At 47.1% G+C, this 17850-nt stretch carries 14 protein-coding genes; 6 read left to right on the plus strand and 8 right to left on the minus strand.

From position 1 onward, the window contains the following. Positions 1-68 precede the first annotated feature (68 nt). The gene (gene ltrA, locus FCL48_RS03850; protein WP_136870932.1) at positions 69-1433 is read right to left on the minus strand and encodes a group II intron reverse transcriptase/maturase; all 1365 of its coding nucleotides are present in this window, start codon (positions 1431-1433) and stop codon (positions 69-71) included. 1008 nt (positions 1434-2441) lie between these two features. Between ltrA (FCL48_RS03850) and ltrA (FCL48_RS03855) the strand changes: the two genes are divergently transcribed. The 3 genes from ltrA (FCL48_RS03855) (at position 2442) to bla (ending at position 6342) form a co-directional block, all read left to right on the plus strand. Further along, a complete protein-coding gene (gene ltrA, locus FCL48_RS03855) occupies positions 2442-3746 on the plus strand; it encodes a group II intron reverse transcriptase/maturase (RefSeq protein WP_205747640.1) in 1305 nt (434 codons plus the stop codon). A 544-nt stretch (positions 3747-4290) separates the two neighbouring features. Then, positions 4291-5187 carry a GGDEF domain-containing protein gene (locus FCL48_RS03860; protein WP_136870933.1) on the plus strand — a complete coding sequence of 299 codons (897 nt, stop codon included), beginning with the start codon at positions 4291-4293 and terminating at the stop codon, positions 5185-5187. A gap of 261 nt (positions 5188-5448) precedes the next feature. Further along, positions 5449-6342, plus strand: coding sequence for a class A beta-lactamase (gene bla / locus FCL48_RS03865; RefSeq protein WP_136870934.1), 894 nt, complete (start codon positions 5449-5451; stop codon positions 6340-6342). Positions 6343-6602: 260 nt separating this feature from the next. Here bla and FCL48_RS03870 read toward each other — a convergent pair whose 3' ends face one another. The 7 genes from FCL48_RS03870 to FCL48_RS03900 form a co-directional block, all read right to left on the minus strand. Beyond that, a complete protein-coding gene (locus FCL48_RS03870) occupies positions 6603-7145 on the minus strand; it encodes a nitroreductase family protein (protein WP_136870935.1) in 543 nt (180 codons plus the stop codon). 21 nt (positions 7146-7166) lie between these two features. After that, on the minus strand, positions 7167-8324 hold the full coding sequence (locus tag FCL48_RS03875) for an acyl-CoA dehydrogenase family protein (RefSeq protein WP_136870936.1): 1158 nt from the start codon (positions 8322-8324) through the stop codon (positions 7167-7169). Between the two features lie 74 nt (positions 8325-8398). Next, a complete protein-coding gene (locus tag FCL48_RS03880; RefSeq protein ID WP_136870937.1) occupies positions 8399-9172 on the minus strand; it encodes an enoyl-CoA hydratase-related protein in 774 nt (257 codons plus the stop codon). A gap of 51 nt (positions 9173-9223) precedes the next feature. Further along, positions 9224-9970: a DUF6125 family protein gene (locus tag FCL48_RS03885; protein ID WP_136870938.1), complete on the minus strand. Its 747-nt coding sequence runs from the start codon at positions 9968-9970 to the stop codon at positions 9224-9226. Between the two features lie 59 nt (positions 9971-10029). Then, positions 10030-11235 carry a Xaa-Pro peptidase family protein gene (locus FCL48_RS03890; RefSeq protein ID WP_136870939.1) on the minus strand — a complete coding sequence of 402 codons (1206 nt, stop codon included), beginning with the start codon at positions 11233-11235 and terminating at the stop codon, positions 10030-10032. A gap of 72 nt (positions 11236-11307) precedes the next feature. Then, positions 11308-12156 (minus strand): 3-hydroxybutyryl-CoA dehydrogenase, encoded by an 849-nt coding sequence (locus tag FCL48_RS03895; RefSeq protein ID WP_136870940.1) that lies wholly within the window; start codon positions 12154-12156, stop codon positions 11308-11310. 20 nt (positions 12157-12176) lie between these two features. Next, positions 12177-13352 carry an acetyl-CoA C-acetyltransferase gene (locus FCL48_RS03900; RefSeq protein WP_136870941.1) on the minus strand — a complete coding sequence of 392 codons (1176 nt, stop codon included), beginning with the start codon at positions 13350-13352 and terminating at the stop codon, positions 12177-12179. A 505-nt stretch (positions 13353-13857) separates the two neighbouring features. Between FCL48_RS03900 and FCL48_RS03905 the strand changes: the two genes are divergently transcribed. The 3 genes from FCL48_RS03905 (at position 13858) to FCL48_RS03915 (ending at position 17731) form a co-directional block, all read left to right on the plus strand. After that, positions 13858-15624, plus strand: coding sequence for an AMP-binding protein (locus FCL48_RS03905; RefSeq protein ID WP_136870942.1), 1767 nt, complete (start codon positions 13858-13860; stop codon positions 15622-15624). A gap of 115 nt (positions 15625-15739) precedes the next feature. Further along, the gene (locus FCL48_RS03910) at positions 15740-16885 is read left to right on the plus strand and encodes an acyl-CoA dehydrogenase (RefSeq protein WP_136870943.1); all 1146 of its coding nucleotides are present in this window, start codon (positions 15740-15742) and stop codon (positions 16883-16885) included. 210 nt (positions 16886-17095) lie between these two features. Further along, a complete protein-coding gene (locus FCL48_RS03915) occupies positions 17096-17731 on the plus strand; it encodes a TetR/AcrR family transcriptional regulator (protein ID WP_136870944.1) in 636 nt (211 codons plus the stop codon). The last annotated feature ends 119 nt before the right edge of the window (positions 17732-17850 follow it).

Genomic DNA, 17850 nt, shown 5'->3' on the forward strand with positions numbered 1-17850 from the left:
CGGGGGTTTTTCTCCCCCAGCCCCCACAACACCAAGCATGCGGGTCCGCACTTGGCGTTTCACGAAGATTACCGAGCCGTAGCCGGGTAGTGAATCACACTCCACAATTTCTTGATTGATACAAGCCCTTGATCAGCCAACCATAGGTTTGTCATGCCCGACTGTGTGGCCAGGGTCCTTGACATGTGCCAATAACTTTTACGACTCAGAGCGGATAAAATGGCATGCCGCTTATTGGTACCGAGTTTCAGGAGATTCCGCACTTTGGTTCTGGCGTATCGCCACTGTTTCCAATAGCACATACGAACCCTGCGGCGAATCCACTCATCAATCCCAGGGACAGGACGATAGTACTCTGCAATTCCAAAGTAATTTATCCACCCTCGAATGTATTGACGTAGCTTCATCATCCTGTAATCCATGGATACTCGCCAACTTCGGCCAGTGAGTTCCCGGATACGCCTCTTAAACTTCTGAAACGCCTTATCGGTCCAACGGATTTTACCGCGCTTAAAAGTAAAGCCGAGAAATGTGCATCTCTCAACAGGTACTACCTTACTTTTCTGTTCGTTTACGAGTAATTTCAGTCGAGATCCCAGAAAGTTGCGAATCGACCTCATAACCCGTTTACCTGCACGAGGACTTCGAACTAATATGATGAAGTCATCTGCGTACCGACAGAAGCGGTGACCACGCTTCTCCAACTCTTTGTCCAGATCATCGAGCATTATGTTGGCAAGCAACGGTGAAAGTGGGCCACCTTGTGGAACGCCAAGTGACGTCCCCTGAAGGCGGTTGTTTATAACCACTCCGGCCCGTAGATACTTGCCAATCAGTTTCAACACTCGTTTATCACTTATCCGATGGGATACTCTTGCCATAAGGACATCATGCGCAACTCTGTCGAAAAACTTTGACAAATCCGCGTCTACGGCAATCTTTCGTCCCTCACTGATAAATGATTTTACACGGCGTATTGCACCATGTGCTGATCTGCCAGGTCTGAACCCAAAACTTGATTCTGAGAAATAGTAATCGAAGTGTGGCTCAATGACCTGGGTTATAGCCTGTTGAATGACCCGGTCCAAAACAGATGGAATACCGAGCGGACGAATTCCTCCGTCCGGTTTTTCTATTTCCACGCGTTTTACCGGTTTAGGTGTATAGACTCCTTCAAGAATAGCAGTGCGTATCTCTGCCCAACATTCACGAAACTGATAAGGGAATTCGTCAATAGTTACCCCGTCAATACCGGAAGCTCCTTTGTTCGATTTCACCTTCTTCCACGCCAATGAAATGTTGTCAGTTGCTAAGATACGCTCAAGTGAAATGGGTTGTGAAGGTAGTTTTCCCACAACGCGCACAGAAGCTGCTCCCCCGGACGGGGTCGACACAGCTCTATAGCTTACGAGTACTTTTCCTTCATTCTTCATGTTCGGCCCTTCAGTGGGGTGATCCTCCCGGCTTTTCTATTCACCGAGCTCGTTTCCAACCGCCTATCTACATTTGGCGACGTCCTGCACCTACTATGGCCTCTGCTGACTCCTGTCTCATCACAGCTACTGTTGCCAGCAGTTGCGCCACCGTTACTGGTTGCATGTGAGACAGGCCTCCCCGGGTAATTGCGTGAACTTCTGATGAGCGATCGCATCATTTACCGTATCTCCTGATCCTTGGGCTTAAACATGTTGTGCTGCCTTACCCAGAGACTCGGCCTTATATGATATTTCTGTTCGTCGACCCACATCGTTACACTTAGGCTTCCTCCAAACACCACCTCACGGTAATGCTCTTGCCATCGGTTAGTGTTTAGTGTTAAATCTATGACTTAACACAGGATCACACACAGGGGACTTTAACCCCATTAGTTCATGCCCATGCCGGGCGCACACCAATCAGTCAACACGGACTCGCTGAAGCTCGCCGGTTACCTCTACGTTAGTGCGCCAGGCGAAGCTTGGCGCTTCTTACAGGGTGCGCTGCTACACAGCAGGAAGTCCCTGTCGGGTAAAGCCTAGCCAGCAGCCCGTACCGAGTGTTGCGCAACTTGCGGAGCCAATAACGGTGAACAAAAGTTGTGAAGCGTACACAGGGAACACAGTAGGCCGCAGGGGAGACGTACCTCCCTTAAGCAATTCAGCCTCGTTAGAGTATAGTGCAGTTGGCGACGATTTTAACGTATCGGAAGCCAGAACAAAGGAATCGTCATGGCAAGATTCTGGAGGGGCTGCCGGGGTCATAGAGCGTGGCATGCAGTGAGAGAAGTGTCAGGAACCTGGGAGGCCCTTTTATCTCCTCTTCGTGGAGGTAAGATGTATCAACCACAGGAAGAACATCTGATGGGTAAAAGGGAGTCAGATCATTCCATAGTACTCTGAGACGGTAGGGCCGCTCACATGGGGAAGGGAATGACAGTATTATGTAGCCCGTAAAGGAAACATATGCAGATAAGACAGGCTGATAAACATATGCAAACCTCACTGCGGGGAATAGCAAAAAGAGCAAAGGAAGTCCCTAAGTACCGATTCGGTAATCTGTACAGCCTACTCAACGAGAACAATCTTCGTTGGTGCTATGGTCAACTCAACCGCAAATCAGCTCCAGGAGTTGACGGTGTGGACTGGGAAGAGTTTGGATTTGATTTGGATAGCAACGTCAGCCAGATAACAGAAGCGTTGAAAGAAAAGCGCTACAAGGCAGGTCTTGTCCGAAGACAATACATTCCAAAGCCAGGAGGGAAACAACGTCCTCTAGGTATCCCAGAGACTGGTGTTAAACTCGTGCAATATTGCGCAGCGCAGATCCTGTCAGCCATATTTGAACAGGATTTCTTGCCGTGCAGTCACGGCTATCGGCTGGGTAAAGGTCCACGTTCAGCGGCTCTTGAGTTGAGTCAACGTATTCATCGAGGCAAGTTCGGCTGGGTACTTGATGCAGATATTAAAGGCTTTTTCGATAATCTTGATCATGATTGGCTTCTGCGTATGCTGGAGCAGCGTATCAATGACCAGTCATTTCTTCATCTTGTGAAGAAGTGGCTCAAAGCAGGCATTCTTGAGGTTGACGGCAAGGTAATACTACCCGTTACAGGAACACCTCAGGGTGGAGTAATCTCCGCAGTCCTGGCCAACATTTATCTCCATTTTGCCCTTGACCTCTGGTTTGAGAAAGTTGTTAAACCAAGATGTCGGGGTGCTGCTTACCTGATTCGTTTTGCCGATGACTATGTGTGCTGCTTTCAGTATCGCGGTGATTTGATGAAGGTCGTTCGCGTTCTTCCCAAACGCCTGGGCAAGTTTAACCTGGAACTTGCAGCCGACAAAACAAAAGCTATACGGTTCAGCAGGTTTGAAACGAAACGTAGCAAGAGTTTTGTTTTTCTTGGCTTTGAATATCGCTGGGTTCTTAGCAGAAAAAAGAAGCCTCTGGTAAGAATGGTAACATGTCGGAAGAAATTCCAGCAGGCACTGTTAAATATAAAGGCGTGGATCAAAAGCAATCGGTGTGTTTCAGGAGTAACTGAACTCATGGAGCAATTTACGGCGAAACTGCAAGGACACTACAGTTATTACGGTGTTAGTGGTAACTTTGATAAACTCGGCTCCTTCCACAACCTGAGTTGCAAGATAGTGTATAAATGGTTGAACAGGAGGAGTCAGCGAAAAAGCTTTAACTGGCGAGGTTTTGAAGAGCTCTTACGGAGTTTCTCAATTCCCCAGCCTCGGATCACAGGGTACTGGAGCTGAAATGCTTTTGTACGAGACGAATAATACTGAAGAGCCCTGTGCGAGAATACCGCACGCAGGGATCTGCGAGGGGACGGTCGGGTAACTGGCCGTTCTACCTTAATTGCAACCAAAAAATAAAATCAAAATGCAGCATAGTTGGTTATCTAAAATTTCAATTATTCTGTCAGGTATTTCTACGATACTCCTCTTATGCATATTTGTGTTTATCCAACTACTGCTTAAAAACAAAGGTTACTCAGAAACAGAAGGCGTTGGCATAGCAATTGGCCTTGTTGGTGCACTTCAACTAGCGATAGTTCCCTGTATCGGAGTTATAATATCACTAATCTTAGGTATTTGTGGTCTACTGCAAAAGGGATACAAAAAAACATATTCAAAATATAGTGTCTTACTCGGTGGTTTCGTAATAGTTGTATTTGTAATCAGCTTGATTTATGAATAGTAATAAGAGAACTGCACAATCAAACGCTCCAGTCGGCCGTGGGAACAGCACCGGGGCAACTGAACTTACCGATGGGTGAAACCAATCGACACTTCATACATGATTATCAGGATCAGCAAATATCTAGGAACCAGGGAACCATTGCAGGTGTTTCTGGCCTGCCTTGTGATGACGTGCTTGCTCGGCCTCGTTGACTATATCACCGGATATGAGGTTTCCTTTTCAATTTTCTATCTTATTCCTATTGCGTTGGTGGGCTGGTATTCGACTACAATCTACGCTGTATCTATCAGTCTTATTTCAGCAGTGATTTGGATGTATGCCGATCTTCTGGCGGGACAGGTATATTCCCAAAGTTGGATACCTGTATGGAATGCCATTGTCCGCCTAGGCTTCTTCGGTATTACGGTAGCCCTGTTATCCGGAATCAAGGATCATTTGGTGAATGAGGAAATGTTATCTCGGACCGACGCTCTCACCGGCGTTAATAATCAGCGTGCCTTCAGGGAGTGGTTGTCTCACCACATTCAGGTGTGTGGTCGGTATAGTTATCCAATGGCTTTAGGATATATCGATCTTGATAACTTCAAGTATGTGAACGACACTTTTGGACACACAACAGGAGATCGAGTTCTTCTTAAAGTAGGTTCAATCCTGTCATCGTCGGTGAGAAAAAGCGACATTGTTGGGCGCCTCGGTGGTGACGAATTTGCAGTACTTCTACCAAACGCTGATCTTACCGGTGCAACCTCACTGTTTGGAAAACTCCACCAAAACCTTCTTAACGAAATGAGAATGAATTCATGGCCTGTCGGCTTTAGCGTAGGAGTCGCAGTCTTTACTACAGTGCCGAATAGTGACGATGAAGCCATCATGATTGCAGACAAACTTATGTACACGGTCAAGAATGGATCGAAAAACAATATCGTGTATCAGGTATTGCCTGATAATACCCAACCATGTCATGTAGCAGGCGACACAGGAGTGCGCGGCTGATGGCGAACGTTAGCTGTCAGAGAAGGTTGCAAAATAATCTTGAAAAACATGAATGACAGTGTCGCTGTTTATCAAGAAGAGCTTCGCAAAGGCAATATACTGATCACTTTTTGAAAGAGTTTGGGGGAAATTACCCAATATCAACACAACAAATTTAAAAATAAGAGAGGCTGATACGGCATTTCGCTACGTTCTGCTGGTCTTCCTAAGTCGCGCCGGTCAACTCCACATGTTATGACAGAGCAATATTACGGGGGATAAATGATCCTGTTCAAAAAACAACTCACATACACTATTGGCCTACTTTGTATCGTTTTAACTTTTTCTACTCCTTGTCAGGTACACGCTGGTAATCATCCAGGCCTGACCGAAACTATTCAACAGATAGAAAAAAACCTCGATGCCAGGATTGGAGTGGCCGTTTACGAAGAGGGTACGGGACGAAACTGGCAATATCATGCCGATGACCGTTTTCCTATGTCGAGTACATTCAAAACCTTAGCATGTTCAACTTTACTTTCTCGTGTTGATGCTGGCCAAGAAAAACTTGATCGCAGCGTGGTATTTGAGGAAAAAGATCTCGTAACCTATTCACCTGTCACCAAAACGCGTGTAGGTGCTTCTGGGATGTCGCTTTCAGAACTCTGTGAAGCAACAATGTCAATGAGTGACAACTCAGCAGCAAATTTCATTTTGCGTAATATTGGGGGGCCTGAAGCAGTAACAACGTTTGTGCGATCTGTCGGCGATACAATCACTCGACTCGACCGCTGGGAGCCAGACCTGAATGAAGCAACCCCTGGTGATGTGCGAGACACCACGACCCCGAATGCAATGGTGCAAACGCTTAAAAGCTTAGTCTTTGGTGATACTTTAAACCTGCGCTCACGGGAACAGCTGATTAACTGGCTCAAAGGCAACAAGGTCGGCGATGCCCTGTTTCGTGCTGGTGTGCCCAGTACATGGGTCGTAGCTGACAAAACAGGTGCCGGTGGTCACGGTTCACGCTCGATTGCCGCAATTATGTGGCCCCCAAAAAGCCAGCCGATTATTGCAACTGTGTATATTACTGAAACTGAGGCCACCTTCGACGCTCGCAATGCCGCAATTGCAGAAATAGGCGAGGTAATTGCCAGAGAAGTGACTTCACAGTAAAAGGAAAAACAGATCACAAACGAATCAACCGGGTGGGAAATACATCAGTGCAGAATGGGAGAGTGAACCAAATTACGGTAGGTCACGCAAGTAGGTGTCGTCGCTGGTTCTCATGAACCGTTATGTTGTACAAAAACAAATACATTCACTCAATCCAATATAAGAAAAGATAGCAAATTTAAGCTCTTTGGAAGCTGATGTTTTTAAAACAAAAGGGAGGTGATGGTTGCCCTCCCCTTTTGTGCTCATTTTTTTTTAGCTCATTGTGTCGAATATTTACCAAAATGCACAAATTCGGGGACTGTCTTACGTTTTGGTGGCGATGGTGCGTGATCCGGGTAACCGAGGACAATGAAGGAGACAAGCTCACAGCCATCAGGGACAGAGAGCAGCTTTTCTGCCTTATCGTGGTCGAAGGAGCCGACAATAACTGTTCCCAGTCCGAGTTCAACCGCTTTCAGGCAGATGTTCTGGCTTACTATGCCAAGATCATAGAGAAACCAGTTTTCATATCTGGTCACCTGCTGGTCCTTATAGTATCCGGATTTTTTGGGCATTCCACAGACAGCAATAATAACCGGAGCCTGTTCGAATGATTTTGTTGCCGGGTTTTTAGCAGAAAGCAGTGCTGCCAGTTTTCCCCTCATTTCCGGGTCTTCTATGACCACCAGTTCACAGCACTGCTGATTGCCCCAGGATGGAGCCCACCTTGCCGCCTCATAAAGCTGGTTCATCTTCTCTACTTCGACGGCTTTATCCTGAAATCTTCTGATACTTCGCCTGTGTAAAATGAAATCTTCCATTGTTTTACCCTTTCATGAATCTTAGGAGAACTGACTGAGAATATCCCGCGAGATAATAAGTCGCTGGACCTCACTGGTGCCCTCGTAGATCGTTGTGATTCGCGCGTCCCTTGTATATCTTTCAATGGGGAAATCGTTGGTATAGCCATAACCTCCAAAGATCTGCATAGCTTCATAGCAGGCGGTGTTTGCCGCTTCCGTTGTAAAAACCTTGGCCATTGAGGCCGCTTTTGAAAATGACCTGCCCTGCTCTTTTTGATAAGCAGCACTCATGAGCAGCAGTCTGCCTGCTTCAAGAGCTGTATACATGTCTGCTATTTTCCATTGAATTGCCTGAAATTCAGAAATCTTTTTACCAAACTGGACACGCTCAAGCGCGTACCTGGTCGCTGCATCCATGGCAGCCAGGCCAATGCCGAGGGCAAGAGAACCGATACCAATACGTCCTCCGGCAAGCTCTGTTACCGCGGCACGAAAACCATCGTTGAGTTTACCCATGATGGCATTCGAAGGTATCCTGCAATCCTGAAAGAGAATCTCGTTGGTGGCGGAGGCGTGTTGCCCCATTTTCGTCTCTTTTTTGCCGATAATGAGCCCTTTCGTGCCCGCTTCAACCAGAAAAAGACTGATCCCTTTGCCCTTTGGTGCTTCGGGATCGGTTACCGCCCACACCACAAAAACTCCGGCACAGGAACCACTGGTAATGAAAATTTTTGAACCATTTAAAACCCATTCGTCACCGTCCAGGACTGCACGGGTTGTCATCCCGGCTGGATCTGAACCCGCTCCGGGTTCTGTCAGGGCAAAGGCTCCGGCTGGATATTCACCGGAGCATATTTTGCTGATATAGGCTTTTTTCTGTTCCTCGGTGCCTAAGGCCTGAATGACCTCACAGACCATATTATTGACAGAGACAGTAACAGCAGTAGAGGCACAGGCCCTGGCTATCTCCGTCATGGCAACACTGAAGGCCACCACGCCTGTTTCGCTGCCGCCGTATTCATCCTTGATATTAAGGCCCATGAATCCAAGTTCTGCCAGTTTCTTGAGGTTTTGGTAAAATATTGAATCATCACCTCCCCGGTCAAGCTCGGCTGCTGCGGGCTCAAGTTCGTCTCTTGCAAATTCTCGAGCGGTTTCCTGGATAAGGTTTTGTTCCTCGGTGAGATCAAGATTCATGGTATATTCCTCTGTTCATTTTGCTCTGCATCAATGCCCTTATAACCACTGGCAACCATAGTGTAGAATTCACCTTAACTTTTAAACACAGGTTTCCGTTTTTCCAGAAAGGCTGCCATTCCTTCTTTTTGTTCGTCACCTGCAAAACAAAGGCCGAAAAGGTCGGCTTCGTAGGTGCAGCCTCTTCCCAGATCCATTTCAACCCCGTTATTTACTGCTTCCTTGCAGAGCCTGACCGCAACCGGTCCCTTAGAACAGATGGTTTGCGCAAGTTTCATGCACTCGCCAAGCAATTCATCGAGTGGATAAACCCTGTTTACTAGACCAATCCTTAAGGCTTCAGTTGCATCAATGATATTACCGCTGAACAGTAACTCGTTGGCAAGACCCTTACCGATTAAACGGGGTAATCTCTGAGTCCCTCCAAATCCTGGAATTACCCCAAGATTTACTTCCGGCTGACCGAATTTTGCATTGTCACTGGCAAAACGCATATCACAGGAAAGGGCCAGTTCACAACCTCCCCCAAGGGCAAACCCATTGACGGCTGCAATAACGGGCTGCGGGGTGTTTTCAATGGTATGCATAACAAGATGGCCGAGTTTTCCAAAGGCTCTGCCCTCCTGGGCCGTCAGGCTCTGCATATAGGAGATATCTGCTCCGGCGACAAATGCTTTTTCGCCGGAGCCTGTGATAATGATGGCATGTGTCTGGCGGTCCTGGGACAGCTCATGAAAACAGACGAGCAGTTCGTCCAGGGTCTCTTTGTTAAGGGCGTTGAGCGATTTTGGCCTGTTGATGGTAACCGTTGCAATATTATTATCTTTTTCTATGAGAATATTATTCATATCAGAGGACCTTTAATGACTGAATGGATAAAAATGAATACTTTATAGAGCTCATTTCTTTAAGGAAAACTCCCAGGCACAGTACCAGTTGTCGGGATGACTGTCCGGAGGACAACCAATGCATTTGGTGACTATTCTCTGGTCAATTGCCCGTGCAAAATAACTGTATTCCACAAGACCGGCTGACTTGCAGGGGTAGTCGGGCAAACCTTTTCGCTTGCGCGCATCCTGCACCCTGCATTTATTCATTTGAAAGACAAAGCTTTCATCGGTTTCATCGACAATGGACTGCTCGTTAATACAGGCATACACCCGAAAGCCGAGGGCCTTTTTCAAACCCTGCAGGCCGCTGTTTTCCGGCAGTCCAAGCAGCTGACGGATCGAGTGCGCTTCTAGTGGTGAGAAATGGGCCCAGCAACTGTCGTTGCAGCGCTTGGCCTCGTTCATGCCTTCTGTAGCCTCGATCGTTTGGAACCAGACCCCATCGTTGACCAGCCAGTTTTTCGCCATTCGCTCTTTAAGGGCGCTCAGTTTATCGGGCTCCAGATCCAGAAGCGAGGAAGGCACACCATCTACCATGGTAAAACCTAAAAGGGCGCTGAGATGTTTCATCTGAATCTGACTGCTCAGACGGGCAGCAGAACTGAGCATCTCAAGGGCCTTCTCTTCACCCATCTGATGGCGTACTTCGGTGAACCAGAGAGCGTGATGCATTATTATCCGGTGAAAAAGATCCACAATAAATTTGCCGTTTTCTTCATGGGTTAAATCATTCGCATTGTCAGTGTCTGCAAACATTTCCCTCTCCAGTATGGGTGATATTAAGTGATATGATACGACAGGTTTCCTATTGTGGTTTAGCCTGCCAACATGGTAATTTCATCGGGATATTTTGTAAGTGACTCCAGCCCTGCCTCGGTTACAAGATGGGTGTTTTCAATACCCACAACCCCAATGCCCGGAAAAATAGTCTTTGGTTCAAGGGCTATTATCATCCCCGCCTCAAGCGGCAACTTCTGGCCTTTGGCAATAAAGGGGAATTCATCCAGTTCAAGGCCTATTCCGTGTCCGGTAAAGCGTATCCGTCTGTCCCCTACTCCCATAAAAAATTTATCATAGCCTTTTTCTCCAGCGAGAGCGGTCATAAAATCGTACAGTTCACCGGTTAAGACACCCGGCTTTGCCTTTGTTTTTACCGCCTCCTGAATCTCAAGCATTGCCTCATGGGCGGCCAGGAGCTCATCAGAGAGCTTTCCAATGGAAAAGATGCGAGCGTGATCAGAGTTGTAACCATCGAGGGCGAAAACATAGTCGACCAGAACAGGTTCGTGGGGTTCAATTTTTTTAAACCCGGCCCCTTGACCGATCAGACAGCTCACGCCCTGCCCACCTGTAGGTGAGGCCAGGTAACTTGGAACTGCGGCATCGGCACCTGCCATGAGGTGGCCGTAAAAAAGTTCACTTCCCCACATCCGCATGCGGACGATACCCTGATGGCCCAGGCTTCTGGCATAGGCCTCCAGTTCTCCGGCAAGGGCAATTTCTGTTTTCCCGACTTCAAGCAGGTCTTTAACCTTTTCTGCCACGGTATCGGAGAGCCCGGCCGCAACCCTTATTTTGTCTATCTCAAAGAGCGATTTCACAGCCCTGATAAGACGAATCTCTGTGGAAACATCCGAGATTACAGCACCCTTAAAGATGGCCTGGTACTGACGATAGAGGTTCACAGGTAAAACGTCCAGTTCCATACCAAGAGATAGCGGGGATGAGTAACCAAAGCCTGCCAGAAATTCAGGAATTTTTTTGGCACTGACCAGCGAGACAACATGTTTGAGCGCCGAATCCCTGCAGGCCCTCTCATAATCTTTGAAAATCATCAGGACAGGCAGACCTTCAGCCGGGACATAGAGCCAGCCCTGCTGCGCCGTACCGCTGAAATAAAAAAAATCGGTTTTCTGGATAATTAAGGCCGCGTCCATCCCCTTTTTCACAAGGGACTGCTGCAGCTTTTTGATACGATTTTCCAGCTCCTGTGCAGGAATTGTGAAGGTAGTCTCGTTCATGGCTCCTCTAATATTATACTCCTCAAGAACAACGGCGAACAAACAGCTCGACAGGCAGGAAGTCACCTTTTGTCAATACTGATAAAATCCTTTGCCGGTTTTACGACCCAGCCAGCCCGCCTCAACATATTTACGCAAAAGGGGGCAGGGACGATATTTGGAATCCTTAAAACCATCGTACAGGGTTTCCATAATGGCCAGGCAGGTGTCAAGGCCAATGAGGTCGGCCAGGGCAAGTGGCCCCATGGGGTGATTCATTCCAAGCCGCATGACCGTGTCGATATCTTCAGCCTTGCCGACACTCTGGTACAGGCAAAAGACGGCCTCATTGATCATTGGCATCAAGATCCTGTTGGCAATGAACCCTGGGAAATCGTTGGCCTCAGCAGGAGTCTTACCAAATGTAAAGCAAAGATCCCAGGTGGTTTGAAAGGTCTCGTCATCAGTAGCCAGCCCTCTGATGACCTCAACCAGTTTCATAACGGGGACCGGATTCATAAAATGAAAGCCGATGACTTTTTCAGGTCGTTTGGTCTGGGCAGCAATCCTGCCAATAGGAATTGAGGAAGTGTTGGTTCCAAGAATAGTGTGAGGCGGGCAGAAGGTGTCGAGATCCCTGAAAATCTGAAATTTGAGATCCTCGCGCTCAACCGCCGCCTCAACAACATAATCCATACCCGCCATATCCTGCAGGTCTGTGGTTGTGCTTATCCTCGATAAAATAGCATCACGGTCAGAACTGTTGATTTTCCCTTTTTCGACACTTCTGTTCAGGTTCTTTTCTATGGTCTGAAAACCTTTAGCCGTAAATTCTTCTTTGATATCACTCATCAGTACGTCAAGACCGCTTGTTGCAGCGACCTGAACGATACCATTTCCCATCTGGCCTGCACCAATAACTCCAAATTTCTTTACTTCCATTGTCATATCCTCTATGAAAATTATCGGTTAACGATCATCGCAACGGCCTCTCCCCCACCAAGACAGAGGGAGACCAGACCCCGTTTAAGATCGCGTCGGCCCATCTCATGGAGTAAGGAGACCAGCAGACGGCCACCACTTGCACCAATGGGATGACCGAGAGCTACCGCACCTCCGTTGACATTTACCTTTGAGGTGTCGAGTTCAAGAACCTTGTTGATCGCAACCGAAGTTCCGGAAAAGGCTTCATTAATCTCAAACAGATCAATATCGGCAAGGGTGACCCCTTCTTTTTTCAGCACCTTAGGAATGGCAAGAATAGGTGCCATAAGAACATATTGAAGTTCAATGCCAGCTGATGCCTGGGCACCAATTTCCGCAAGGATCGTACAGCCAAGTTCTTTGGCCTTTTCAAGGCTCATAACAACCACAGCGGCTGCACCATCACTTATGATTGATGCATTGCCTGCCGTCCCATAACCGTCAGCCTTAAAAGCCGGCCGCATCTTGGAAAGACTCTCGTAACTCGTTGGAACAGGGCACTCATCGGTATCAAACATCTTAACCGCACCGCCCCTGCCAGGTACTGGAATCGGCAGGATTTCGTCTTTAAAGCTTCCAGCCTCAATCGCTTTTAAGGCCTTGGAGTAGGATTCTTCTGCAAACCTGTCCTGCTCTTCCCGGCTGACCTTCCATTTGTCGCAGATAAGCTCATTGGACATACCCATATGAAAATCGTTGACCACATCCCAGAGTCCGTCATGGAGCATATGATCTTCAATTTTCCCGGGCCCCATCCTGTGGCCCCAGCGTGCTTTCTCTAAATAGTATGGGGCTGAGCTCATACTCTCCATTCCACCGGCAACAATAACATCAGCGTCTCCGCATTGGATTGCCTGGGCTGCCAGCATCACCGCCTTGAGTGCTGAGCCGCAGACCTTGTTTACCGTAAAGGCCTCCACTTCCTGAGGTAGTTCAGCCTTGATTGCCGCCTGTTTAGCAGGGTTCTGCCCATATCCGCAAGGGAGGACCATGCCCATGATGCACTCTTCCACTGCGGTCTTTTCAATACCGGCTCGGACTACCGCTTCTTTTATAACACAAGCGCCCAGATCAGTTGCTCCAATTTTACTCAGAGTTCCACCAAAACTTCCAAAGGGCGACCTTACTGCACTTACGATTACAGCCTTTTTCATTTTTCAGCCTCATTCACCAGATCTTTTTGTCAATGTATCCCTGAGCTGATACCCCCTTCACATCATCTGAAAAGAAGATAGCAGGCAATATGTCTTTGTGTGATATACAGTAAACCCGGAAACCGACCAAGCGCTCAATCATATTTATGTTGCCGCAGCACAATGTGTTTGTCAATCATTTTTACAGATTTTTATGTGTTATCCAACTCTACCCAGGCAGGAGGGTTCTTTTTGCTCTGAAGCAGGCCCCGTTATGCTCAATTATTTTGATAATAATAAGAAACAAAGAACATCTCCATACTTTCTTACCTCCTATTTTAACGTAAAAAATAGCACTAAAGCTTTTCAAATAAAAAAAAGCTTTGACAATTATAAATAATTATTATCTATTTCACGTACGGGAACCGACCGAGCGCTCAGTTTATATGCTTTTTGCTGTTGCCTTCGGCTTAAACCAGGAGCTATCTGGCCTTGATTTTGAAATCTAACCTGTAAGGAGTCACTCATGAGTATGGAAAATCTGTACCGGGAAGTAATGGACCTTAACATGATGGATGATAATGACAGTAAACGACTAGCAGCAAAAGCGTTCTTTGAAAAGCTCAATTACATGGAGATGCCCGAATACTTTAACTGGGCCGCTGAAATTTTTGAAGGGGTTCATGTCAAGGACCGTGGTGACAAAAAAGCTCTCATCTGGGCAGATATTCTGACCGACGAGAGTCGGACATTTACCTATAAGGAGTTTGCCGAGCGAGGCAATCAGTGTTTAAATGTCTTACGGAAGGCCGGGGTAGAAAAAGGCGATAACATGTATCTTATGGTGCCGATTGTCCCTGAGACCTGGTTTTCCAGTTATGCCTGCGTCAAGGGTGGTTTAGTCACCGTACCCACCGCCACTACCATGACGACCAGAGAGCTTGAATTCAGGTTTGAGACCTATCCGGCAGATGCGATCATCGCCCAGGAGATATATACCGATATCATTGACGATGCTCTTCGGACTAAAAATCTCACTCCGAAAATCAAAATAGTTCTTGGAAAAAAAGAAGGCTGGACCAGCTACACGGATCTCGATAAAGAATCCAAGGTGGCCGAAGCCGCCAAGACCAAATCCAGCGATCTGCTTTTCTGTTTTTTCACTTCAGGAACAACCGGCCTGCCAAAACGCGTCGGTCACACCGCCGTTTCCTATCCCCTGGGCCACCTCTCCACCTCTGTAATGACCGGAATTCAGACCGGGGATATTCACCACAACCTCGGAGCTCCAGGCTGGGCAAAATGGGCATGGTCGAGCTTTTTCGCGCCCCTTAATGTCGGCGCGACCGCCTCCGGCTTCAACTTCACCGTGCTTGATGGAAATAAATATCTCACTCAAATCACCAAGCATAAAATATCCACCTTCTGTGCGCCTCCTACCGCATGGCGAATGTTTATCAACCTGGATACCTCAAAGTTTGATTTTTCCAACCTCCGTCAATCCATAGGTGCAGGCGAACCCCTTAACCCTGAAGTTATCAACAAATGGAAAAAACTCACAGGGACCGAGATTCGTGACTTTTATGGTCAGACGGAATCCACAGCCATGATAGGTAACCATCCCTGGATGAATGGTAAGATGCGTAACGGCTCCTTTGGCCAGCCATCCTACATGTATGATGTTACCCTGGTGGATGATAACGGCAAAGAGGTTACTCAACCCGATGAACCGGGCCATATCGTGGTCAGACTCGACAGATGGCGATCCATTGGTCTGTTTACCGAGTATATTGGCAATCCTGAGAAGATGGCCGGAGTTTTTGTTAACAATTACTATTACACCGGTGACAGGGCCTCGATTGATGCGGATGGCTACTGGTGGTTTGTCGGACGTAGTGATGATGTTATTAAATCAGCCGATTTTCGTATAGGACCATTTGAGGTCGAAAGTGCCCTGCTTGAGCATCCTGCAGTGGCCGAATCTGCGATTGTCGGAGTACCCGATGAAAAAAGGCACCAGTTGGTAAAAGCGTTCTGCATTCTTAAAGAAGGTCATGAGCCTTCACGAGAACTTGCCTTAGATCTTTTCAAACATACCATTAAGATCCTGGCCAAATTCAAGATCCCAAGAATTATTGAGTTTGTTCCTGCAGTACCTAAAACCCTCAGCGGTAAAATCAGAAGGGTTGAATTACGCCAACAGGAAATCGACAAAAAAGCCGGTAATGCTCCTCAGGAAAAACAGGAATATTACTACTGGGATTTCCCTGAGCTTTCAACGAAAAAGAAGTGATCTGAACCCATAAATATGCGGCAAATATATAAGACATATTTGCCGCATATTTAATACGATAAGAAATATAGCTCATGCTATTTATAATGTATAGAAAGTGTAACTGGAGCAAGAAATGAATTTTGAATTAACCGAGGAACAGAACCTTATACGCAACATGGTCCGCGAATTTGCAGAGACTGAGGTTGCTCCATCTGCAAAAATCCGTGATGAAGAAGAACGTTTTGACAGAGCGTTAATGTTTGACAAACTCGGAGAGCTCGGTCTTACAGGCATCGTCTTCCCTGAAGAATACGGTGGTGCCGGTGCAGATTATATAAGTTATGCCATTGCGGTTGAGGAACTTTCCAGGGTTTGTGCCTCCACCGGAGTCACCCTTTCCGCTCATCTCTCACTTTGCGCCAATCCAATTTATCTCTTTGGTTCAGAGTCACAGAAACAGCAGTTTCTGGTCCCTCTTGCCAGTGGAGAAAAATTAGGCGGCTTCGGCCTCACTGAACCCTCGGCAGGTTCCGATGCCGGTGGTACCAGGACCACCGCAATGAAAGAAGGTGATGCCTGGATACTGAACGGGACAAAAATATTTATCACCAATGCCGGTGAAGCTGAAACCTATGTGGTTCTTGCCAGAACAGATAAAGAAGCCCAGAAACACCACGGTATCAGTGCTTTTATCGTTGAAAAAGGAACACCCGGATTTTCCTTTGGTAAAAAAGAACAAAAGCTTGGTATCCGCAGCTCACCCACCATGGAGCTGATCTTTGATAACTGCACCGTTCCTGCGGCCAATCTGTTAGGCCAGGAGGGACAGGGTTTCAAGATTGCGATGAAGACCCTTGATGGCGGGAGAATCGGTATCGCCTCCCAGGCCCTTGGTATTGCCCAGGGGGCACTTGAAGCTGCCGTCAACTATGCAAAAGAGCGCAAACAGTTTGACTCTCCCATATCACGCTTTCAAGGGGTGCAGTTTCAGCTCGCGGACATGGCCACCCAGATAGAAGCGTCAAGATTGCTTGTTTATAGTGCTGCCTATAAGGCGAGCAATGGTATCTCCTACTCCCAGGCTTCTGCCATGGCAAAACTTATGGCAAGTGAAACTGCCATGAAGGTGACCACCCAGGCGGTGCAGGTACTCGGAGGCTATGGCTACACCAGAGACTTTCCTGTGGAAAGGATGATGCGTGATGCGAAAATTACCGAAATCTATGAGGGAACCAGTGAAGTACAACGGTTGGTCATTGGCTCGAACCTCACAAGATAAGACGAGAAACAAGTACGGAATATAAGCTTCGCTGACAAACAGGATAAAAACCGGCGAACCACCGGTACCATATACCAGCAGAAGATTCTTCGTTCATAACCGAAGGCCAAATTTTTCTTTTGTTCTCATGAAATATTGTATAGTTTTTCAAAATATTTATTCAATATATCAAAAGACATACCAAAAGAATTATGAGGAGAAACAAAGACCATGGCTGAAAATGAAACTTCACATGAAGTTGCAACCCATATAAAAAACCAGGAACTGGTTATAGAGCGAAGACGGCAGATTGTTGATGGTGCTGTAAAATTATTTATAAAAAAGGGATACCACAAAACAACAACCAGGGAACTTGCCAAGGAGACGAAAATGTCCATCGGTTCCCTCTATGAATATGTATCAAGTAAAGAGGATGTCCTCTACCTGGTCTGCATTGCCATTCACGCCGAGGTGGAGCACGGGATAAAAGAAGCCCTTGCCAGACCAACCGTTGGTAAGGCAGCTCTTGCCGAGGTGATTCGAGAGTTCTTTCTCGTCTGCAATCGCATGAGTGATCATGTGCTGCTCATGTATCAGGTAACACATTTTCTTCCGAAAAAATGGCAGGAAAAGGTACTGGAAGCAGAACTCCGGATAACCCAGTTATTTATCGATGCAATGAAAGAGCTGCGGCACCTGGGCAAACTTCCAGCGCTAAGCAATGATCGTATCAACCTGGCCGGACATAATATTTCCGTTATCGGCCATACCTGGGCGTTCAGACGCTGGTATTTCGCCCATAACTTTACCATTGAGCAGTATATAGAGCAGCAGACGGATTTCATTATGAGGTTTCTGGAAGAGTAGGAAGGCTGCAGTTTTTTTATTTCTTCATTAACCTCTGCACCGGCATCCGGCTGTATGACAGTAAATCGTTTGTTATCTACTCCCAGGAGTTTGATTGAAAATAACGGCCTTACCTGTGG

It is taken from the genome of Desulforhopalus sp. IMCC35007 (assembly GCF_005116575.1).
Lineage (GTDB): Bacteria > Desulfobacterota > Desulfobulbia > Desulfobulbales > Desulfocapsaceae > Desulforhopalus_A.